The sequence below is a fragment of the Bacillus sp. B28 genome (genome assembly GCF_029536185.1).
Classification (GTDB): Bacteria; Bacillota; Bacilli; order Bacillales; family Bacillaceae; genus Bacillus; species Bacillus halotolerans.
Genome location: NZ_CP120511.1, coordinates 273280 through 291354, shown reverse-complemented (window position 1 = coordinate 291354; position 18075 = coordinate 273280). Strand labels below are relative to the sequence as shown.

Genomic DNA, 18075 nt, shown 5'->3' with positions numbered 1-18075 from the left:
TAGGGGAATGATAATGGTAAAAGTCGGACTAGTCGATGATTATCGAGTAGATTTAGAGAAGCTGGAAGCAATCGTGTCCAGAATGCAGGATGTCGAAATTGTCTTTGCAACCGATTCGGCGGAGGAAGCTTACAGCCGGGTGAAGAACGGGGACATTGATCTTCTGCTTGCCGATATTGAGATGCCTCACATGTCAGGCTACGAGCTGGCGGATTTAATCAGATCTCATTCGCTGGATGTGGATGTGATTTTCGTCACCGGCAACAGCGGCTATGCGGTTCACGCATTTGATCTGAACGTCCACGACTATATTATGAAGCCGTACCACGCCGATCGTCTCAGCTCTTCCTTCGAACGTTATTTCAAAAAGAAAACGGAAACGAGCTTGAACGGGCGGATTTTGATTAAACAAAAATCTAAAATGCATGTGCTGCAAAAGAAGGATATCATTTTCGCCGAACGCACAGGACGGTCGACAACGATTGTGACAACAGCTGAAGAAGTGCAAACGTATCAAACATTAAACGATATTAAAGGCGATCTGCCGGAGAAGGATTTTCTTCGTTCGCACCGCTCCTTTATTATCAACATTCATTACATTAAGCATTTTTCCGCTTATACGAAGCATTCGTTTACGGTTTCGTTTGAGGGAACATCTAAAAAAGCGATGATTACCAAGCAGCAGCTTGATTATTTTCAAAACTATTATTTTTGAGGAGCGCAGGTTGTGATAACTCTGTTTCAATGTCTTTATTTGTTTTTATTCAGTTTCCTATTTTATCAGTCGGCTGCCATTCTATCGAACAGCACAGCCGTTTCTTGGCTCGCCGCTGCTTTAGGCGCGGCGGCAGCGGTTTTATACATATGGAAAACGAAGCATATGCGGGATCGCTGTCCGCTTCAGCTCTATTCATGCATCGCCGTGATTCACATTCTGTCGGCGGCGTTTTTGCTGATCGCCCCCTCTGGATTGGCGGTGCTGCTTGTGATTGTGATATTCGCAACGTGTGAATGGCTCCGCATCGGGCTGTGCCGCTCGCTGACAAAGCTTTTTAAACAAATCGATCGGCTGACTCAGGCTGAACAGCACGCCAATCGAATGCTGATGGATGTGAGGAGCCGGAATCACGATACAATGAAGCATATCACAGCGCTCAGCTCGGCGCAGTCAGAGCCGGACACACAAACATACATAAAACATTGGGCGGGCCAGTACAGTCAATATGACCGGTTTTTGAAAGGAGAGAGTGCGTACATTGCAGGGGTGCTGTATGACTTTCTGGAAAAAGCAAACGCTTCGAATGTGAACGTTTCACTGCATTTGCATACACCGCTTTCTTCCCTCCCTTTCTCGCCCGCTGATCAGGTCAGCCTGGCCGGCAACATATTAGAAAATGCGCTCGACAGCGCTGCAGAGGCCCCTGAGAAAGCGGAGATCAAGCTGGAGACATCATTGCGAAGCGGGCTTTATGTGCTGATTTGTGAAAATACGACACCCGGCATGGAACCGAAAGTGCTCGATACACTGTATCAGTCATTCGGCTATACGACGAAAAGCGGCACTCATGAAGGAATCGGCACTTATGTGATCCAAATGCTGGTGAACCAAGCTTTTGGAAAGCTTGATTTCACATATCGCCATCCTGTCTTCCGATTAGAAATCAAAATTCCGTTCCAAAAATAAAAAACCTTGAAAAGCTTGGCTTTTCAAGGTTTTTTGTTCGTCATTAAGATGTTAATGATTGTGCAAAGCGATCCGCTTCATCTTGAAGCGTGCTTTCAATTTCTTTGTAGCGGCTTGAAATCGTTGATGCGCTTACGCCGTATTTTTTCGCCAGTTTGGCTTGGGAAACGGTTGCGCCGTTAAGAGAGATTGCATTCACATAATATTCAACTGCCGCCGCAAAAGCTTCCGGCTTTCTGATGACAGGTGATTTTTTCTCGCAGAACGATTTCCAGATGTCAATGACTGCCGGAATCAGCTCATTCGGATATTCATCTCCGCTCATGCCTTTTTCGATCGCCGCCGCTGTTTCTTTCTCCATGTCATTTGCCCACTCAACGCTGCTTTCTTGAACAGGCTCCGCTTGCTGCGGCTGTTCATCTTTTTCAGCTAACAGCGCGAAAAGTACGTTGTTGAACTCCTGCTTCATGAAGTCCTCCGGCGTTTTGCCGTTTTTCACTGCAGCATCCGCATATGTCTTCACCTTGCTGATCAGCTCTTCCGTTCTCTTCACTGGGAAAATTGTGAACTGCATGAAGAATTCCGCTTTTTCCGCTTCGTGAATCGGATAGCCGAGAATCAAGCTTCCCACTGGAGGGAGGTCTTGACTTGTGACGTCCATTTCCACGTCGAATTGTTTTTTCGTAATGACATCTTCAAAATGAATAACTGCTTCTTTCATATCCTTCAGCAGCAATAAAGCAGGCGTCATGCTCTTCCAAGATTCAACGATCTCACGTGTTTTCGGGCGGGTGATCGAATCGCCTTTTTTCTGAAGGTACTCTTCAAAGATCGTTTTGCCACCAGCGAGCGGGTGGAAGAAGATTCCCCAGATTCCTAAATTAAATACACTGATGTCCTTTGTCTGCCTGTCCATAGTAGAAAGAAAATCATGCTGGTTGATAAAACCTGAAATGCTTTCTCTATGTACTGTGAAGGCATACTCCACTAAGTCTTCCTGAATTTGTTTTGCTTCTTTTGCCGCTAATTCTGTCGGGAAGTCGACAACTTTATTTCCGCAGCATTTTTTATATTTCTTACCGCTGCCGCATGGGCAAGGGGCATTTCTTTTCACTTTTCCCACAATAAACCCTCCGAATTCTGTTGTAACTTTTCTATTTTAACAAAAATAACTTCTGAGGGCTTGGTTTCGGGCTAAAAAAGAATTTGGTAATGTGACAGCCTGGTTCATTATGTAAATTCACCTATGACTTTTTCATCAACTTTTGTAATGTAAGGCTTATAACCTATTCCCACTTTAGGCCCTTCTTTTTTACAATTGTTAGGTGTTTATCTAAAATTTTTAAGGAAGTGTTTATGTTGGAACTAGCTGGTTTTATGCTGCGCGCCTGCGCTCTTGTGCTTGACATGATCATTGCGGCCTCAGTGATTGCAGCATCCGGATTTATGTTTGGCGACGGGTCCGCTGGCGTCATTGCTGTCGCCATATTGATGCTGCTTGTGTATCCTTTGCTGATGCCGCTGACAAATTGGAAGGGTACGCTGGGCAAAAAAATCATCGGGCTGCAAATCGTGAGAGATGAAACACACGAGAAAATCTCCCTCCCTCAGGCTATTGTCCGTTACATGATAGCGTGGGTCCATGTGTTTTCCCGCCTGATCTATTTAACAGCCGCATTTACGAAGAAAAAACAAACCGTTCATGATATGGCTGCGAAAACAATTGTGCTGAAAGCAGAATAACCTTGAAGAATAGGATTCTTCAAGGTTATGTTTCTCATTAGTTCGTATTTTGTCCGCCGCCGTTCAGCCCTTCTTTAATCAGGCTGTTGACTTGGCTGCTGTACAGAAGGCCGATATGTCCGACACCGTGGATACGAACATTTTTTGCCCCTTCTAAGTTAGACAGATAGTTCATAACAATCATGTCCGCCGAGCTGTAAATGGACGTATATAAAATCTTTTGATTTGGGTCCGTTCCCGGAAGCGCCTTGTTTGAAACAAGACGGTTCGCGCCGCCAAGCGTTACGACGTTTTCAATTTTATTACCGCCGTCCAGTTTTTTTATGTAATAAAGCGTGTTGGCGCCCCCCATGCTGTGAGCGACAATGTCCACTTTTTTCGCACCGGTTTCATCTAATACCTTTTGCACAAAACGTGATAATACTGGGCCGTTGTTTAAGTTATTGCCTGTCTTGTCCCAAAAATCTACAGCATACAGCTTGTCCCGTGACCAGCCTTGTGATGCCAAATAAGTTTTAATACCGGCAAAGTTAAAAGAAGCTCCGCCAATTCCGTGAACCATTACCACCGGATTATGTTCAGCGGCTTTCGCTGACGGCTGCATCGCAAACATGGATGTAACTGACAGCGCAACAATTGTTACAAGTGCAATGATCTTACCTCTTAAAAGTTTCATAGTTTCCTCCTTTTTTTGTAACAAATTCATAAATTATATTACTTTGCCAAAATAATTAAGTAAAGGGTAAATTTGACTTATTTTTAAAGAAATTTTAAGGTTGAGAGAACATTTGAGCTGTTTATGATCCCGAAAATGCAAAAAAAGAAGGCTTTTTCGCCCTCTTCTCTTTAATATTCATTAAAATAGTCTTGGATTTTTTTAGGATCATCTGTTTTGGTGAGCGCGAGCATTAACAATATCCGGGCTTTTTGCGGATTTAAGGAGTTTGATGCCAAAAGGCCGTTTTTCACATAGTCGCCGTTCGGTGTGACGACCCCATTCCCCGTACGGGTTGAGCGAACCACTGTGACGCCTTTTTTGACCGCACTGACTGCTCCTTTTTCGGCTGCGTCAGATAAAGATCCGTTGCCTGATCCTGCGAACACTATGCCTTTTGCTCCGGCTTTCACAGCTGCATCAAACAGATAGCTTCCGTCATTTTGGTAGCCGTACAGAATGTCTACTTGCGGCAGTTTATCAAGGCTGGAAATCGAGAACTCGGTATCCTTTGTATGCTTGCGTGTCATTTCATTATGAAAATAAATGTCATCGGCAATCGTTCCGACGTATCCCATTTCTTCTGATTTAAAGGTGTCTGTTGCGGTTGTGTTGGTTTTTGTAACGTATCGTGCTGAAGCAATGCGGTCATTGAGAACGACGAGCGTCCCTTTCCCTTTTGCGTCAGGTGCGCCCGCCACTTTAACTGCGTTGTACAAGTTGGACGGGCCGTCAGCACTGATGGCTGTAGACGGCCTCATCGAACCGGCAACAACAACCGGTTTATCACTTTTCACAATGAGGTTCAGAAAATAAGCCGTTTCTTCTAATGTATCTGTTCCGTGAGTCACGACAATACCGTCAACATCTTCTGAAGAAAGCAGTTTGTTGACTCGTTTTCCGAGCTTCAGCAATGTTTTGTTATCAATGTTTGTGCTTCCGACGTTAACCACTTGCTCGCCGCTGACATTCGCAATGGCCTTCATCTCTGGCACCGCTTCGATCAGAGACTCAACGCCGACGACACCTGCTTTGTATTCAGTTGTAGAGGTTTTTGATTTATCGGCTCCGGCAATCGTACCTCCTGTCGCCAGTATTTTGATATTTGGAAGGTCATTTTTTTTGGAAGCAGAAGCTGAAGAAACTTTTTGTGTCTGCGGTTTTTCTTTTGGGGATTCTTTTGCTTCAGGAGATTGTGAGCATCCGGTAAAAGCAAGCAATAGTGCGGTAAAAAGGGTCAGTAAGAGGAATCGTTGTGTTTTCATGTTTTTCTCTCCTTTTGTATGGTAACGTCTTTACGCCTTTTAATAATTGAATATTTTATTTATTCAGTCAAAATGTGCGTCAGGTTATCTCTCAGCTTTTTTATATGCTTATTTTATTTTCATATTCAAGTTTCTTTATCTTGACAATCGATGGGGGAATCAAGATAATAGACCAGTCACTATATTTTATGATCGCAATCAGTAAGGTGGGAATGTTATGAGCTATGGAGATTCTCGTGAGAAAATCCTTTCTGCAGCTACCCGGCTTTTTCAGCTGCAGGGGTATTACGGCACGGGACTGAACCAGATTATTAAAGAAAGCGGTGCACCTAAAGGCTCTCTTTACTACCACTTTCCCGGCGGTAAAGAACAGCTGGCAATTGAAGCCGTGAATGAAATGAAGGAATACATCGGCCAGAGGATCACAGACTGCATGGACGTGAGCACTGATCCCGCAGAAAGCATTCAAGCCTTTTTGAAGGAGCTCTCCTGTCAATTCTCATGCACAGAGGACATCGAAGGCTTGCCCGTCGGCTTGCTTGCGGCAGAGACATCATTAAAAAGCGAGCCTTTGCGAAAAGCCTGTGATGAAGCCTACAAAGCGTGGTCCCTTGTGTTTGAGGAAAAATTGCAGCTGTCGGGTTACAGCGAGAGCCATGCCAAGGAATCAAGCATCGTCATTAACGCGATGATTGAAGGCGGCATTCTTTTATCATTAACGGCAAAAGACAGCACACCGCTTCTTCATATCTCCAGCCGCATTCCCGCTCTGTTGAAGAAATAAAAAAAGAGACATACTACTACAAGCTGAGTGAATACATTCAGATGAACGAGAGGAGAAATAGATTTGGAAACAGCAGCTAAAGCATCTCAGCAATATAAAGTGATGCCCATTATGATATCTTTGCTGACGGCCGGTTTTATCGGCATGTTCAGTGAAACAGCGCTGAATATCGCGTTAACCGATCTTATGAAGGAATTGAACATTACAGCGGCAACCGTTCAATGGTTAACAACAGGCTACTTGCTTGTGCTCGGTATTCTTGTTCCTGTTTCAGGTCTGCTATTGCAGTGGTTTACAACTAGACAGCTTTTTACTGTGTCACTGATTTTTTCAATCATAGGCACCCTGATTGCGGCGCTTGCGCCTAGCTTCTCTTTTTTATTAGCGGCGAGAATCGTTCAGGCACTTGGAACGGGACTCTTATTACCGCTCATGTTTAATACGATTTTGGTGATTTTCCCGCCCCATAAACGGGGAGCGGCCATGGGAACAATCGGACTTGTCATTATGTTTGCGCCGGCAATCGGCCCTACATTTTCCGGGTTGGTTCTTGAGCACCTTAATTGGCACTGGATTTTCTGGATCTCTCTTCCGTTCCTTGTGCTTGCGCTCATTTTCGGTATCCTGTACATGCAAAATGTGTCTGACATCACAAAACCGAAAATTGATGTCCTGTCTATTATTCTGTCGACGATCGGTTTCGGCGGCATTGTGTTTGGATTCAGCAACGCGGGGGAAGGCTCTGGCGGATGGTCCAGCCCGACTGTGATCGTTTCACTTATTGTCGGTGTTATCGCCCTTATTCTATTTTCAATCCGTCAGCTGACGATGAAGCAGCCGATGATGAACCTGCGTGCATTCAGATACCCGATGTTTATTTTGGGCGTCATTATGGTCTTTATTTGCATGATGGTCATCCTGTCATCCATGCTGCTTCTGCCGATGTATCTGCAAGGCGGCTTAGTCTTAACAGCATTTGCCTCAGGACTTATTCTCTTGCCGGGCGGTATTTTAAACGGATTTATGTCACCTGTCACAGGCCGCCTGTTTGATAAATACGGACCGAAGTGGCTTGTTATTCCGGGATTTTTGATTGTGACTATTGTTCTGTGGCTCTTCTCAAATCTCACGACAGCTTCAACAGCAGTGCTGATTATCGTGCTGCATACCTGCTTGATGATTGGGATCTCCATGATTATGATGCCTGCTCAGACAAACGGTTTAAACCAGCTTCCGCGTGAGTTTTATCCGGACGGCACTGCCATTATGAACACACTTCAGCAAATGGCGGGCGCGATCGGGACAGCTGTTGCGGTCAGCATCATGGCTGCCGGTCAGCATGACTACATGAGCAGCGTAAAAAATCCAGCCGATCCGGCAGTCATTCCGCAAGCATTGACAGCTGGCGTTCAGCATGCATTTGTCTTTGCGATGATTGTTGCGATTATCGGTTTAATTGCCGCTTTCTTTTTGAAGCGAGTAAAGGTTGATCATCAATAAGAAAACCCCCTGATCTTAAGGTCAGGGGGTTTTTTATACCTATATCGGACAACAGCGAGCAGCGCCGAAGGAGGTGAACATCTATTTTTAGGTGATCTCTTTTAATGTGCGGATAAAATCGCAGCCATTTCATCAATCGCATAACGCAGTTCGCCCTTCGTATTATAAAAGTGGGGAGCGAGACGGATGACATTGTCCCGCGGAGCACAAATCACGTTTTTCTTCTTTAGTAACGCCGCCGTTTCCGATGCCCGTTCATCCCGAATGGAAATCATGCCCGGCTGCTGTCCTGATGGCGCCCCTGCAAGCTTCAGACCTTTTTCAGCTGCATATTGAAACGCATCGGCACTCACCGTTTTTATATGATCGCGGATACGGGACATTCCGATATGATTCAGCAGCGATAAAGCCGCAGCCGCTGCATACACGCTAATAAAAGCAGGGGTTCCTGTTTGAAAACGCCTCGCGCCTTCTTCTGCATAAGACGACGCCCCAAACCCGTTTTCCCGCCCGAACCAAGCAGATGCTTTGGGCTTCAGCTCGTTCGCCAGCTCTTTTCTCACATAAAGAAACGCCATGCCCGGTATGCCGAGCATATACTTTCTGGTGCCTGCCGCCAGCATATCTATGCCCCATTCTTTCACATCAATAGGAATATGCCCGGCAGATTGATATGCATCCACAAATACCATCGATCCCTTTCTCTTGGCGATGGCAGCGATGGCTTTTATATCCTGAATGCAGCCGTCACGATAATGAACGTGCGGAACACAGGTCAGCACCGTCTCTTCCGTGATATACCTTTCATATTGTTCGAGCGGCAGCTCACTGTCTATTGAAGGGATCACAGATACATTGTAATCAGATTGTGCCTGCCAAATATGAGACACCGCCGGGAAATCCATCTCCGTGTATACAACCAGTTTCTTTTTAACAGCAGACAAGGATGATGCCACGGAAATCAGCGCATCAGAAACTGACGGCACAATCGCAATCTCTTCCGGCTCAGCCCCTACCAGCCTCGCAAACTCGTTTCTGGCACTCTCTGTCTTTTCAATCGCTTCATTCCAGTTCGTCCCCCTATGCAGCAAGCTGTCATGATAATCTTGTATCGCCTTTGACACCGGCTCTGCCAACGCGCTCTGTGAGCAGCTGGCAAGCATGATGCGGCTCTGCACGGTTGGGAACAGATGTCGGTACTGCTGCGGCAAATGTTCCATTCTGATTCACTCCTTTTTATTATTTTGATGAAAAATCCAGAAATAAACAATAGAATAATAGAAAAAAGGAGATGGCTTCCATGAGAAAAAAAGTGCTCTTCACAGGTTTTGACCCTTTTGATCAGGAAACTGTCAATCCATCGTGGGAAGCGGTGAAACGGCTGAATGGCTTTGAAACGGATCAGGTGGTCATCGCTTCGGCACAAATTCCGACTGTGTTCAGAACCGCTCTCGACACTTTGCGGCAAGCGATTCATAAACATCAGCCGGACATCGTGATCTGCGTCGGGCAAGCCGGCGGCCGGATGCAGGTGACACCGGAACGGGTCGCGATCAATCTTGCAGACGCGCGTATCCCGGATAATGAAGGAAACCAGCCGATTGATGAGGAGATTTCTCCCGGCGGGCCTGCCGCTTACTGGACAGGGCTTCCGATTAAACGCATCACATCTCAAATGAAGGAAAACGGCATTCCGGCGGCTGTTTCCTTTACGGCCGGCACATTTGTATGCAACTATCTGTTCTACGGGTTAATGGATCACATTCACCGTACGTCTCCGCACATTCACGGCGGGTTTATCCACATTCCGTACATTCCGGAACAAACAATCGACAAAACAGCGCCGAGCCTCAGCCTCGACATGATCGTCAAAGCATTGAGGATCGCCGCTGTTACGGCCGCACAATATGATCAGGATACGAAGTCACCCGGCGGCGCGCTGCACTAAGCGGCGGCCGCTTCACTGGTCAGTCTCTTTTTGTATACAAACGCTGATAGTGTGACGCTCACTTCGAACAGGACAAGCAGCGGAATCATCACGAGAAAATCAGAAATAAAGTCTGGCGGGGTAATCAATATGGACACCACGATCAGCAGAAAATAGGACAGCTTTCTCGCTTTGGCCAGCCGGTATGGATTTAAGATGCCTAACCTTGTCAAAAACATCACCACAAGGGGCATTTCAAACAGAAAACCGAACGGCAGGCTCAAATTCACCATAAACCTGAAATAGCGGTCAGCGGTAAACATCGTTTCAAAATGGCCGGCAGACAAATGTGTCAAAAAGCCGAGAACGATCGGAAACAACACAAAATATCCGAACGAGATGCCGGCCAGAAACAGGGCGAATAATCCCGGTATGTACATCAGTGTCACGTTGCGCTCCGTTTTTGTCAGCGCCGGCGCTACAAAACGCCAAAGCTGATAGGCGGCAACGGGGATGGAGGCGGCAATCGCACAAATGCCGGCAAGCATCATATATACCCAGAGAATTTCACTCGGTCCGAGAACAGCTAATTTCCCGTCAAAATCTCTGATCAGCCAATCATAAATGTCCTCCACAAACAAAAAAGCCGTAATTAAAAACAGAAGAAAAGCCGCAAGTGTGAAGATGATCCGACGGCGAAGCTCTTCTAAATGTCCGATCAGATGAGTTTCTTTTTTATCCATTCAAAAAAGCCCTCCCTTTCATGAGAAAAAGAGGCAGACCATGCGTCTGCCTCATCAGCACTCAGCCTGCGTTTTTGTCCTGCTTGACCGCTGACAGCTCAGCTGATTTTTCTTCTTTTTCATCACCAGACACAAGTGATTTTGTGGCGCTTTTGAATTCCAGCAGAGTCCGACCGGCGGCTCGTCCGATTTCCGGAAGCTTTGAAGGGCCAAAAATAATGAGGGCGATGACAAAGATCAGAATCAAACCTGGTATTCCAATGTTTGAAAACATAATGTTTCACTCCTTAATGCGTAATTTTTGCCCGTTTTTTGATCATTTGTTTTTCATGGGCTTTGTTGTGCTCAAAGAAACGATCCTCTTCGACTTCATTGGATTGTTTCACTCCGCCTTGAACCATCGTTGAGGATACCTTTCTCAATCCGGTTTGGTCTTTTTGATAAACGAATGAAGCCCGTGTGGAAATGGCTGCTCCCGGCTCTGTCACAAATGGCATTACCCGATAATCAGCTTTCCACTGGTGAGGCGTTACTGTACAGCGGACATATCCGCGGTAATCGTTAAAGAACTTGATATGTGGATTTTCCTTTAAAATTTGATCGGTATCCGCCCGCTTATCCGCTCCATTTCCTCCGGATGTGATGGAGGTGCCGACAAATTCAGCCCCGAAAATTTTTGAGCTTGTTTTATTAAAATCGACATGCAGATTCGATGCCCAGCTTGCGTGTACATCTCCTGTCAGCACGACAACATTGTTTAAATTTTTGCTGTTAATGTAATTGACGACCCGTTCGCGCTGAGCCGGATAACCGTCCCATGAATCCATGCTGTAAATCGGGCTTGAGCTTGTCCCGAAATTCCACTTCGCAAAGAAGATTTGCTGTGCCAGCACATTCCAATATGCTGTCGAGCTGCTCAAATTATTAAAAAGCCATTGCTCCTGTTCTTTTCCTAACAAGGTCCGATTCGGATTGAGCGATTCATCAGAAGGCGGCTTATTGCCGTCGTTATTGGCTTGGTCATCTCTGTACTGACGTGTATCCAGCACATTAAATGATGCCAGATTTCCATACGTAAAGTGGCGGTACAGCTGCATATCCGGGCCATTCGGCAGAGAGGAGATGCGGAGCGGCATATGCTCATAATAAGCCTGATACGCCGCCGCACGGCGCAATACAAACGCGTCAACCGACTGCCCTTTTTCCGGGATTTTATTGGCATAGTTATTTTCAACTTCATGGTCATCCCAAGTGACAACCCAAGGAAACGCCGCATGCGCCGCTTTTAAATTAGCGTCTGAACGGTATTGGGCATGGCGGTTTCGATAGTCCTGCAGCGTAATGATTTCCGCGCTGCTATGCGTGCGGACATTGCCTGTTTTTGATACATATTCATTCGGCCCGTACTCATATATGTAATCACCGAGATGGAAGACAAGATCAAGCTTTTCCTTCGCCATATGCTTGTAGGCTGTATAATAGCCATGCTCATATTGCTGGCAGGAAGCGAAGGCAAAGGTCATTTTCGGCACATTGGCACCTGGGGCCGGCAGTGTTTTTGTTTTTCCGACAGGACTTAGCTCATGTCCGGATTTGAATCGGTAGTAGTACACTTTGTTCGGCTCAAGCCCGTCCGCTTCCACGTGGACAGAATGGGCGAGACTCGGTTTGGCCATTTCTGTGCCCTTTCTCACGATCTTACGGAAGTTCTCATCCTTTGCGACTTCCCATTTGACTGGAACCGCCTTGTTCGGCATTCCTCCGCCGTTCAGCGGATCTGGCGCCAGACGTGTCCAGAGTACGACACTGTCAGAAAGCGGATCACCTGACGCTACCCCTAATGTAAACGGATAGCTTGAGAATTTAGGCGCAGCATTTACTTCAAAGGCCCCAACCGACTGGGCAATCGTTAATCCAAGAGAAAGTCCTGCAATCTTCCCCGCTCCTTGAATAAATTTGCGGCGGTCAAACGTATTGTTTTGAAAGCTTTCCTCTTTCAGTTTCTGTACCCATTCATCAAAACGACTGTCATATGCCATTCCAGATCCCCTCTCTTCTCATTGATCGCTTTCATTATAGGAAACGATTGTTAATTAGCTGTGAAGAAGTGTGAACAGATTGTAAGCACTGAACATCAGAAACAGGACTTCATTCACAGCCCTTTCGCCGAAACATGCCGACAGCTGGCAAAACGGCGTGTTTTCTGCATATCCTGTCGTTTGCAAGCCGCCCTTTTTACCCATTTTTCTTCACATGATCTTAAAAAAACAAAAACACCGAGCGATTTTGCAAAATCACTCAGTGTTTGAGAAGGCTGTCTGTTATTTAGAAAACAATCTGCTGAAAAAGCCCTTCTTTTCCGGTTTTGCAGCTTCAGGCTCTTGTTCTATTAAAATTCCTTTTTCCTTCACTTCTTGCAGCCAAAATGGAAATTCAGTAAGCAATGCATCATAAAGCTCATCATCAGAGATGCGTTCAATGTCTTCGATATGCAGGAAGTTTGCGTTATCAACAACACGCCCTTCAAGCGTATCCAGTTTATGAAGAAAATCGAAGTTGCCGTTTCCGATGCCGACAAACTGCCAAAACACTGGTTTATCAGAGGCAGCTTCAATAATGGGTTTAATGGATTTTTTACACCCTCCATCATTAATAAAAACGATAAAAGCGGGATATGAACTCGGTTCTTCCACAACATATTTATGTAACACATCTTTTATGACCGGCGGCTCATCATTTCTCCCGAATTTATGCAAGAGTTCATTATTCAAAATTTCGCGATCAACATAGCCTGAAAAATCGATTTCAGAGACTGGTTTTAACCGGGAGAATTCATTATCATAAACCCATACATCAAGCAGACCGTTATCATCAAACTGATCAGCCACAGCCAAAATCCGCTCCACCACTTTTTGAACCGTTCCGTTTTTATACAGCGTTCTCATTGAACCGGTAATATCCAGCACCAGCCCGACACGAGCCGTCACCTTGGTTAACTGCTTTTTCTCCAGTACGATTTTTACGCTCTTCTTTTGCAGGTCAATTGTCGCCATCTTTGTCATCTCCTGTAGTTCTTTTCTACGATTATCTCACAGAAATATTTTCCAATAAAGAAAAAACACCGTTCAAATGCGAACGGCGTCCTGCCCCTAAAATGTGTTATATACATTTTCACATGTTTCGGCCGTCGGCTGATAAAAACAATGTGATTTGAATCTGGCTACAAACGGCTGGTTATACCAGGTCGGCGGGCAGTTTCCTCCCGGCTTGAAATACCACAAGCTGAATTTTGCCGGCCAGAACCTCTCCCCGTTTATCGTCCGGCGTGCCAAGGCCCGCTCGCTTTCCCGCGGTCTTTGATAAAAGTATCCATGGGTCACCGCTTCAAACGCATGCGGCTGAAAAATCATCTGCCTGATGGTGCGGAGGCCTTTAAAATCAGAGCAATTGGCCCTCAGCCGATTAATCCCAACATTGCCGACAAGCAGCATCCCTTGCTTTCCTTCACCTTCCGCTTCCGCTCTGAGCAGCCGTGCCATCAAGTTGACATCTGCGCTTGTTGCTCTCACAACCGCCATCACGTCACCTCCCCTTTTTCTCCTTTCATCATATTGCAATACCCAAAGAGTGATGACGGAGGGACAGGAGAAGTTTTAAAATTTATTCTCCCGGTACTGACACAAACCATAAAGATCGGTAATTGCAGAAAAAAGTGGACATCTGGCCGTCAAGGAAATCTCCGGTAAAATCCCGGATTCCACGGGCATGGCAGCTGCCGCTTCATCCCCCGATCCATAACAGTTCTTCAGCCTTTTTCCTCCTGTAGCCGAAAACGCTTTTAAAGAACACTAAGTAATGTTTAACTTTCCGTATTTGAGGAATCATACATAACAAATCAGATAAAAGAAGGAGGAACCTTATCATGACACATGTGAAAGCGCTCGCGATTAAAGGTATTATGACGATTATTGTTTTGTATTTGGTGCTGGGTCTTGGCTTTGGTTTCACGTTTGGTGATACGCTGCTGATGACGGTTGTGTTAGGGGTCATTTCTTATTTGCTTGGAGACCTTTATGTATTGCCCCGATGGAACAATATGATCGCCACTTTAGCTGATTTCGGTTTGGCATTTCTCGTGATTTGGCTGATGGGCATGCCGCTTTCTATGGGGATGACTGGCGGAGAAATTGCGCTGGCGGCTCTATTTGGAGCAATCGCCATGGCCATCGGTGAATATTGCTTCCATTTCTATATGATGAGCAAAGAAATTGGCAAAAAGCATTATCTTGAAACAAGAACAGATTCATAAACAAAAGGCCGGTGCTGACAGCATCGGCCTTCTATCATAAAGCATCTTCCCGGTCTATGTTTCGGACAGACCAAATCGCTATCAAGATGCCGATCGCACCTAAAGAAAGCGGAATGTAGATAATCGTTGCCAGCGATAACTCGGGGCTTTGCTGGCTGATCAGTATCGTCAATATAACCGATGAAATGATAGCAGCCGGAACAGAGCGTTTCCTCATCCCAAAATATAAAGGAATAAAACTCAAGCAAGCAGCCGAAGCGGCATATATCGCCATACTGCCGACCTCTTGCCCGATAGTCTGGACTGATAACATCGCAGGTGTAAGTTGATAATATTGATTGATTTGCGCAAAGATGAATGCAAGCGCAAGTTCAGACACCATAATGGTGATAAACGTCAGTCCGCCTGTAATCAGCAACTTGGCAGCAATCAGTTTTTTTCGGCTGATGGGATATGTAAACATGACGGTAATCGTTTTATTTTTGTACTCGCTAATAATCAATTTGGCAATCAGCACACTGGCGAAAACAACAAATACAGATCTTACAAACGTTCCAAGCAAAAATAGCGTGGATGCCGCATCAGTCATCATCTCCGGCTGCGGGAGTTTTTTTTCTTCTGATGCGATCAAGCACATAAATCCGAGAATACATAAATTCGCAATAACGGCGCCTCTGTAATACCAGCCTACTTTCATTTTTTTCAATTCAAGTTTCATTAAATTCAACATGTTGTTTCAACTCCGTATTTAAGCATCTTGCCAGTCTGCTTTCCTGACTGCCATGTATGAAAAAAACAAACCGACAGCAGCTAGAGATAATGGAATATATACAATGGAAGAAATGGACAGGCCCGGGCTTGTTGAACTCATCAGCATGACGATCACGACAGATGAAATGATGGTTGCCGAGACAGAGTGCTTACGCATCCCAAAAAAGATGGGAACTAAACTGGTGCCAGCGGCGCCAAAAGCGAAAACCGCCATTTTTACCGAATGCTGAGAAATGACATCGGCGCTCAATTCTCCCGGAATGACATGGTAGATCGAGTTCAGCATATAGAAAGCGGCTGCTACGAACGCATTTGAGACCAAAATGGTGATAAACGTCAGCCCGCCTGAGATGCTAAGCTTAGCAGCGAGCAGTTTTTTCCGGCTGATCGGGTACGTGAACATCACTTGAATCGTTTTGTTTTTATATTCCGATATGACTAATTTAGCGATCAGTACTGCGCCAAAAACGATAAACACCGCTCTGACAAAAGTGCCAATGACGAGAAATGCTTCATCCATGCTTTGGAGCGATTCAGTGCCCTCCGCTTTTTCTGTGTAACTGACCAACCACATAAAGCCAAGGATAATCAGGTTAGCAATGATGACTCCTCTTACATACCATCCCATCTTCATTTTCCTTAATTCGATTCTGATCAAATTCAGCAACGGTCTCGCCTCCTTTACGCACTGATGTGATTGCCGTTGATCAAGCTGATGAAGTAGTCCTCCAGTGACGTATACTTTTTATTTATTGATTCAATGTCTACATCATTTAAAATTAGCGCTTTTGATATGGCACCCTGTGATTGCTGAGCATCATAGATCCGAATGGTTTTATCACTTAAGATTTTAAAGTTGGCAATGTGAAGTTCTTTCTCAAGCACAAAGCAGGCTTTTGTCTGATTCGATGTAACGAGTTCGATGTATTCTGTGTTTTGTCCCCTGACATCTTCCATCGACACCTCTTCCAGCAGCCTGCCGTCACGAATGACGCCGATTGTGTCCGCAATTTGTTCGATCTCACTCAGCATATGGCTGGAGATCAGCAGTGTCATTCCATACTCCTTGCTTAATACTTGAAATAAGTTTCTGATCTTTTTAATGCCGACAGGATCAAGGCCGTTTACCGGCTCATCCAATATAAGCAGATCAGGTTTGGTGAGGATGGCGCGCGCTATGCCGAGGCGCTGCTTCATTCCAAGCGAAAATGTTTTGACGGGTTTCTTGTCGATCTGTTTTAAATTCACCATATCGAGTACTTCTTGAATGGCTTTTTTATTGTGATATCCCATGTATGCACAATGCAGCTCTAAATTTTCGATAGCCGTCAGATTCTCATAGAAAATCGGATATTCAATCATGCTGCCGATCCTGCCGAGCACCTCATATGATGTATGGTTGAAGTTGTTTCCGAGGATATTGATTTCACCGCTTGTCGGTTTTACAAGACTTGTCAGCATTTTCATGATGGTTGTTTTCCCCGCTCCGTTTGGGCCGAGAAAGCCGTAAATTTCACCTTTTTTGATATGCATGCTGACATCTGAAACGACTTCTTTGCCTTGAAACGTTTTGGTCAGTCCGTTTGTTTGTACGATGTAAGTCAACGTTGTTGCTCCTTTCCTCTTTTTCCTGTTTTCTATTGTAGCGGCGGGCCCTGTCATTTTTATTTCTTCATTCTTAAGAAATTCTTACGATTGTTAATAGGTCATTCGTTTTAATGTAATCGTAAACGCTGTCCGTTCATACGGCTTGCTTTGAAGAGAGATGGAGCCCCCCATTTTTTCCACAAGCCTTTTCGTGATCGTCAAACCGAGACCGCTCCCTTGGAATGCTTTGTTTCTTGATTCTTCAAGTGTGTACAGCCTCTCAAATACCCGCTGCTGGTCTGTTTCACTGATTCCTTTTCCGCGGTCCCATACGGAGATGGCAATGCTTGTCTCGTCATAAGAAAGTGATAATCCGATAAACTTTCCAACCGCGCCATATTGAATCGCGTTGGATAATAAATTTTGCAGGATACGGTCCAGCGCCTCTTCATTTGCATGCGCGTATACCGGCGTATCCGGAATATCAATCTCCGCGTTAAAACCTTTTGCCTGAACGGCATCATAGTAATGCAGGATATTTCGTTTGCATACTTCGTTGATATGTATTTTTGTGATCGGGATTTGTTTGTCTTCAGATTCCAATTTGGCTAAATCAAAAAAAGAGTGGATCATTTGGATGAGTTCATTTGTTTTTTGGTGCAGTTTCTCAAGCAGTCTTTCCCGCTCGCTGTCCGGCATATCCCGGTCACTTTGGATGGCTTCGATATAACCGAGAATAACCGTCAGAGGTGTTTTGAGATCGTGTGACATATTGGTCAGCATCCGTCTCATGGATTGCTCTGTTTTTGCAAACCGGGCGTTGATATGCTGATGATCCTCAGCGAGCAGATTGATGTTGACGAGCAGGTCCCTGAGCGCACGGTCATCTGTATGAAGTAAAACCTGATCGGCCGATTCGTTGTCAAGCATGGCGCTAAGCTTTTCTGCCGTATACGTCAAATTCCTGTCCCGGTTCTTTTTCATCATATATTGAATGACATTCAGACACGCCAAAGCGATGATAGCAGCAATCGTTAATACTGCCAT

Annotated in this window: 21 protein-coding genes and 1 pseudogene; 8 read left to right on the top strand and 14 right to left on the bottom strand. The window is 45.3% G+C overall.

Translation table 11 applies throughout. The features are described from left to right. Positions 1–13 precede the first annotated feature (13 nt). Entirely contained in the window at positions 14–715 is a 702-nt protein-coding gene (natR, locus tag P3L57_RS01605; protein ID WP_024120110.1) for a two-component system response regulator NatR, read from the top strand. Between the two features lie 12 nt (positions 716–727). Next, entirely contained in the window at positions 728–1684 is a 957-nt protein-coding gene (natK, locus tag P3L57_RS01600) for a two-component system sensor histidine kinase NatK (protein ID WP_069487455.1), read from the top strand. A 43-nt stretch (positions 1685–1727) separates the two neighbouring features. Here the strand turns inward: natK and P3L57_RS01595 are convergent, their stop codons facing one another. Continuing rightward, positions 1728–2807 (bottom strand): helix-turn-helix domain-containing protein, encoded by a 1080-nt coding sequence (locus P3L57_RS01595; protein ID WP_044162061.1) that lies wholly within the window; start codon positions 2805–2807, stop codon positions 1728–1730. A gap of 236 nt (positions 2808–3043) precedes the next feature. On the opposite strand from P3L57_RS01595, the gene P3L57_RS01590 reads away from it, so the two are divergent. Next, positions 3044–3427: an RDD family protein gene (locus P3L57_RS01590; RefSeq protein WP_069487575.1), complete on the top strand. Its 384-nt coding sequence runs from the start codon at positions 3044–3046 to the stop codon at positions 3425–3427. Positions 3428–3464: 37 nt separating this feature from the next. Here the strand turns inward: P3L57_RS01590 and estA are convergent, their stop codons facing one another. Together estA and P3L57_RS01580 are read right to left on the bottom strand one after the other, a co-directional pair. Then, positions 3465–4103: a lipase EstA gene (gene estA / locus P3L57_RS01585; RefSeq protein ID WP_044162064.1), complete on the bottom strand. Its 639-nt coding sequence runs from the start codon at positions 4101–4103 to the stop codon at positions 3465–3467. 170 nt (positions 4104–4273) lie between these two features. After that, positions 4274–5407 (bottom strand): type II asparaginase, encoded by a 1134-nt coding sequence (locus P3L57_RS01580; RefSeq protein ID WP_069487454.1) that lies wholly within the window; start codon positions 5405–5407, stop codon positions 4274–4276. A 217-nt stretch (positions 5408–5624) separates the two neighbouring features. Here P3L57_RS01580 and lmrA point away from each other — a divergent pair, with 217 nt between their 5' ends. Continuing rightward, positions 5625–6191 (top strand): transcriptional regulator LmrA, encoded by a 567-nt coding sequence (gene lmrA, locus P3L57_RS01575; RefSeq protein ID WP_069487453.1) that lies wholly within the window; start codon positions 5625–5627, stop codon positions 6189–6191. A 57-nt stretch (positions 6192–6248) separates the two neighbouring features. Further along, positions 6249–7691, top strand: a complete 1443-nt coding sequence (gene lmr(B) / locus P3L57_RS01570; RefSeq protein WP_063623076.1) for a lincomycin efflux MFS transporter Lmr(B) — start codon at positions 6249–6251, stop codon at positions 7689–7691. Between the two features lie 101 nt (positions 7692–7792). Here lmr(B) and P3L57_RS01565 read toward each other — a convergent pair whose 3' ends face one another. Continuing rightward, positions 7793–8911, bottom strand: a complete 1119-nt coding sequence (locus P3L57_RS01565; RefSeq protein WP_277617490.1) for an aminotransferase class V-fold PLP-dependent enzyme — start codon at positions 8909–8911, stop codon at positions 7793–7795. A gap of 80 nt (positions 8912–8991) precedes the next feature. Between P3L57_RS01565 and pcp the strand changes: the two genes are divergently transcribed. After that, positions 8992–9639 (top strand): pyroglutamyl-peptidase I, encoded by a 648-nt coding sequence (gene pcp, locus P3L57_RS01560; RefSeq protein ID WP_059334425.1) that lies wholly within the window; start codon positions 8992–8994, stop codon positions 9637–9639. On the opposite strand, the gene tatC is transcribed toward pcp, so the two are convergent. The 6 genes from tatC to P3L57_RS01530 all read right to left on the bottom strand — a co-directional run bounded on the left by tatC (position 9636) and on the right by P3L57_RS01530 (position 13939). Further along, a complete protein-coding gene (gene tatC, locus P3L57_RS01555; RefSeq protein ID WP_024120100.1) occupies positions 9636–10361 on the bottom strand; it encodes a twin-arginine translocase subunit TatC in 726 nt (241 codons plus the stop codon). The genes pcp and tatC overlap by 4 nt on opposite strands. A 61-nt stretch (positions 10362–10422) precedes the next feature. Further along, complete coding sequence (gene tatAD, locus P3L57_RS01550; protein ID WP_010332899.1) at positions 10423–10635, bottom strand: sec-independent protein translocase protein TatAD; 213 nt, start codon at positions 10633–10635, stop codon at positions 10423–10425. 13 nt (positions 10636–10648) lie between these two features. Next, on the bottom strand, positions 10649–12400 hold the full coding sequence (gene phoD, locus P3L57_RS01545) for an alkaline phosphatase PhoD (protein WP_069487451.1): 1752 nt from the start codon (positions 12398–12400) through the stop codon (positions 10649–10651). 54 nt (positions 12401–12454) lie between these two features. Next, entirely contained in the window at positions 12455–12604 is a 150-nt protein-coding gene (locus tag P3L57_RS01540; RefSeq protein WP_069487450.1) for a hypothetical protein, read from the bottom strand. Between the two features lie 78 nt (positions 12605–12682). Next, the gene (locus P3L57_RS01535; RefSeq protein ID WP_059292032.1) at positions 12683–13414 is read right to left on the bottom strand and encodes a vWA domain-containing protein; all 732 of its coding nucleotides are present in this window, start codon (positions 13412–13414) and stop codon (positions 12683–12685) included. A 96-nt stretch (positions 13415–13510) separates the two neighbouring features. Then, positions 13511–13939, bottom strand: a complete 429-nt coding sequence (locus P3L57_RS01530) for a cell wall hydrolase (protein ID WP_069487449.1) — start codon at positions 13937–13939, stop codon at positions 13511–13513. Between the two features lie 344 nt (positions 13940–14283). Between P3L57_RS01530 and P3L57_RS01525 the strand changes: the two genes are divergently transcribed. Further along, complete coding sequence (locus tag P3L57_RS01525) at positions 14284–14670, top strand: YndM family protein (protein WP_010332895.1); 387 nt, start codon at positions 14284–14286, stop codon at positions 14668–14670. Next, positions 14642–14704: pseudogene (locus P3L57_RS01520) on the top strand (hypothetical protein); the annotation flags it as partial. The gene P3L57_RS01525 and the pseudogene P3L57_RS01520, both read left to right, overlap by 29 nt. On the opposite strand, the gene P3L57_RS01515 reads toward P3L57_RS01520, so the two are convergent. The 4 genes from P3L57_RS01515 to P3L57_RS01500 form a co-directional block, all read right to left on the bottom strand. Beyond that, entirely contained in the window at positions 14705–15400 is a 696-nt protein-coding gene (locus tag P3L57_RS01515; protein ID WP_069487448.1) for an ABC transporter permease, read from the bottom strand. Positions 15401–15418: 18 nt separating this feature from the next. Next, positions 15419–16105, bottom strand: coding sequence for an ABC transporter permease (locus tag P3L57_RS01510; RefSeq protein WP_083244559.1), 687 nt, complete (start codon positions 16103–16105; stop codon positions 15419–15421). Between the two features lie 17 nt (positions 16106–16122). Continuing rightward, a complete protein-coding gene (locus P3L57_RS01505) occupies positions 16123–17046 on the bottom strand; it encodes an ABC transporter ATP-binding protein (RefSeq protein WP_044162079.1) in 924 nt (307 codons plus the stop codon). A 93-nt stretch (positions 17047–17139) separates the two neighbouring features. After that, positions 17140–18075 (bottom strand): HAMP domain-containing histidine kinase, encoded by a 936-nt coding sequence (locus P3L57_RS01500; RefSeq protein WP_044162082.1) that lies wholly within the window; start codon positions 18073–18075, stop codon positions 17140–17142.

Bases quoted from the DNA above. Each gene is read 5' to 3' on its own strand.
- phoD (WP_069487451.1), bottom strand. From the start codon at position 12,400: ATGGCATATGACAGTCGTTTTGATGAATGGGTACAGAAACTGAAAGAG.
- tatC (WP_024120100.1), bottom strand. From the start codon at position 10,361: ATGGATAAAAAAGAAACTCATCTGATCGGACATTTAGAAGAGCTTCGC.
- P3L57_RS01580 (WP_069487454.1), bottom strand. From the start codon at position 5,407: ATGAAAACACAACGATTCCTCTTACTGACCCTTTTTACCGCACTATTG.
- P3L57_RS01500 (WP_044162082.1), bottom strand. From the start codon at position 18,075: ATGGCAGTATTAACGATTGCTGCTATCATCGCTTTGGCGTGTCTGAAT.
- pcp (WP_059334425.1), top strand. From the start codon at position 8,992: ATGAGAAAAAAAGTGCTCTTCACAGGTTTTGACCCTTTTGATCAGGAA.
- P3L57_RS01565 (WP_277617490.1), bottom strand. From the start codon at position 8,911: ATGGAACATTTGCCGCAGCAGTACCGACATCTGTTCCCAACCGTGCAG.
- natR (WP_024120110.1), top strand. From the start codon at position 14: ATGGTAAAAGTCGGACTAGTCGATGATTATCGAGTAGATTTAGAGAAG.
- P3L57_RS01540 (WP_069487450.1), bottom strand. From the start codon at position 12,604: ATGGGTAAAAAGGGCGGCTTGCAAACGACAGGATATGCAGAAAACACG.
- P3L57_RS01535 (WP_059292032.1), bottom strand. From the start codon at position 13,414: ATGGCGACAATTGACCTGCAAAAGAAGAGCGTAAAAATCGTACTGGAG.
- P3L57_RS01515 (WP_069487448.1), bottom strand. From the start codon at position 15,400: ATGTTGAATTTAATGAAACTTGAATTGAAAAAAATGAAAGTAGGCTGG.
- lmrA (WP_069487453.1), top strand. From the start codon at position 5,625: ATGAGCTATGGAGATTCTCGTGAGAAAATCCTTTCTGCAGCTACCCGG.
- P3L57_RS01525 (WP_010332895.1), top strand. From the start codon at position 14,284: ATGACACATGTGAAAGCGCTCGCGATTAAAGGTATTATGACGATTATT.
- tatAD (WP_010332899.1), bottom strand. From the start codon at position 10,635: ATGTTTTCAAACATTGGAATACCAGGTTTGATTCTGATCTTTGTCATC.
- estA (WP_044162064.1), bottom strand. From the start codon at position 4,103: ATGAAACTTTTAAGAGGTAAGATCATTGCACTTGTAACAATTGTTGCG.
- P3L57_RS01530 (WP_069487449.1), bottom strand. From the start codon at position 13,939: ATGGCGGTTGTGAGAGCAACAAGCGCAGATGTCAACTTGATGGCACGG.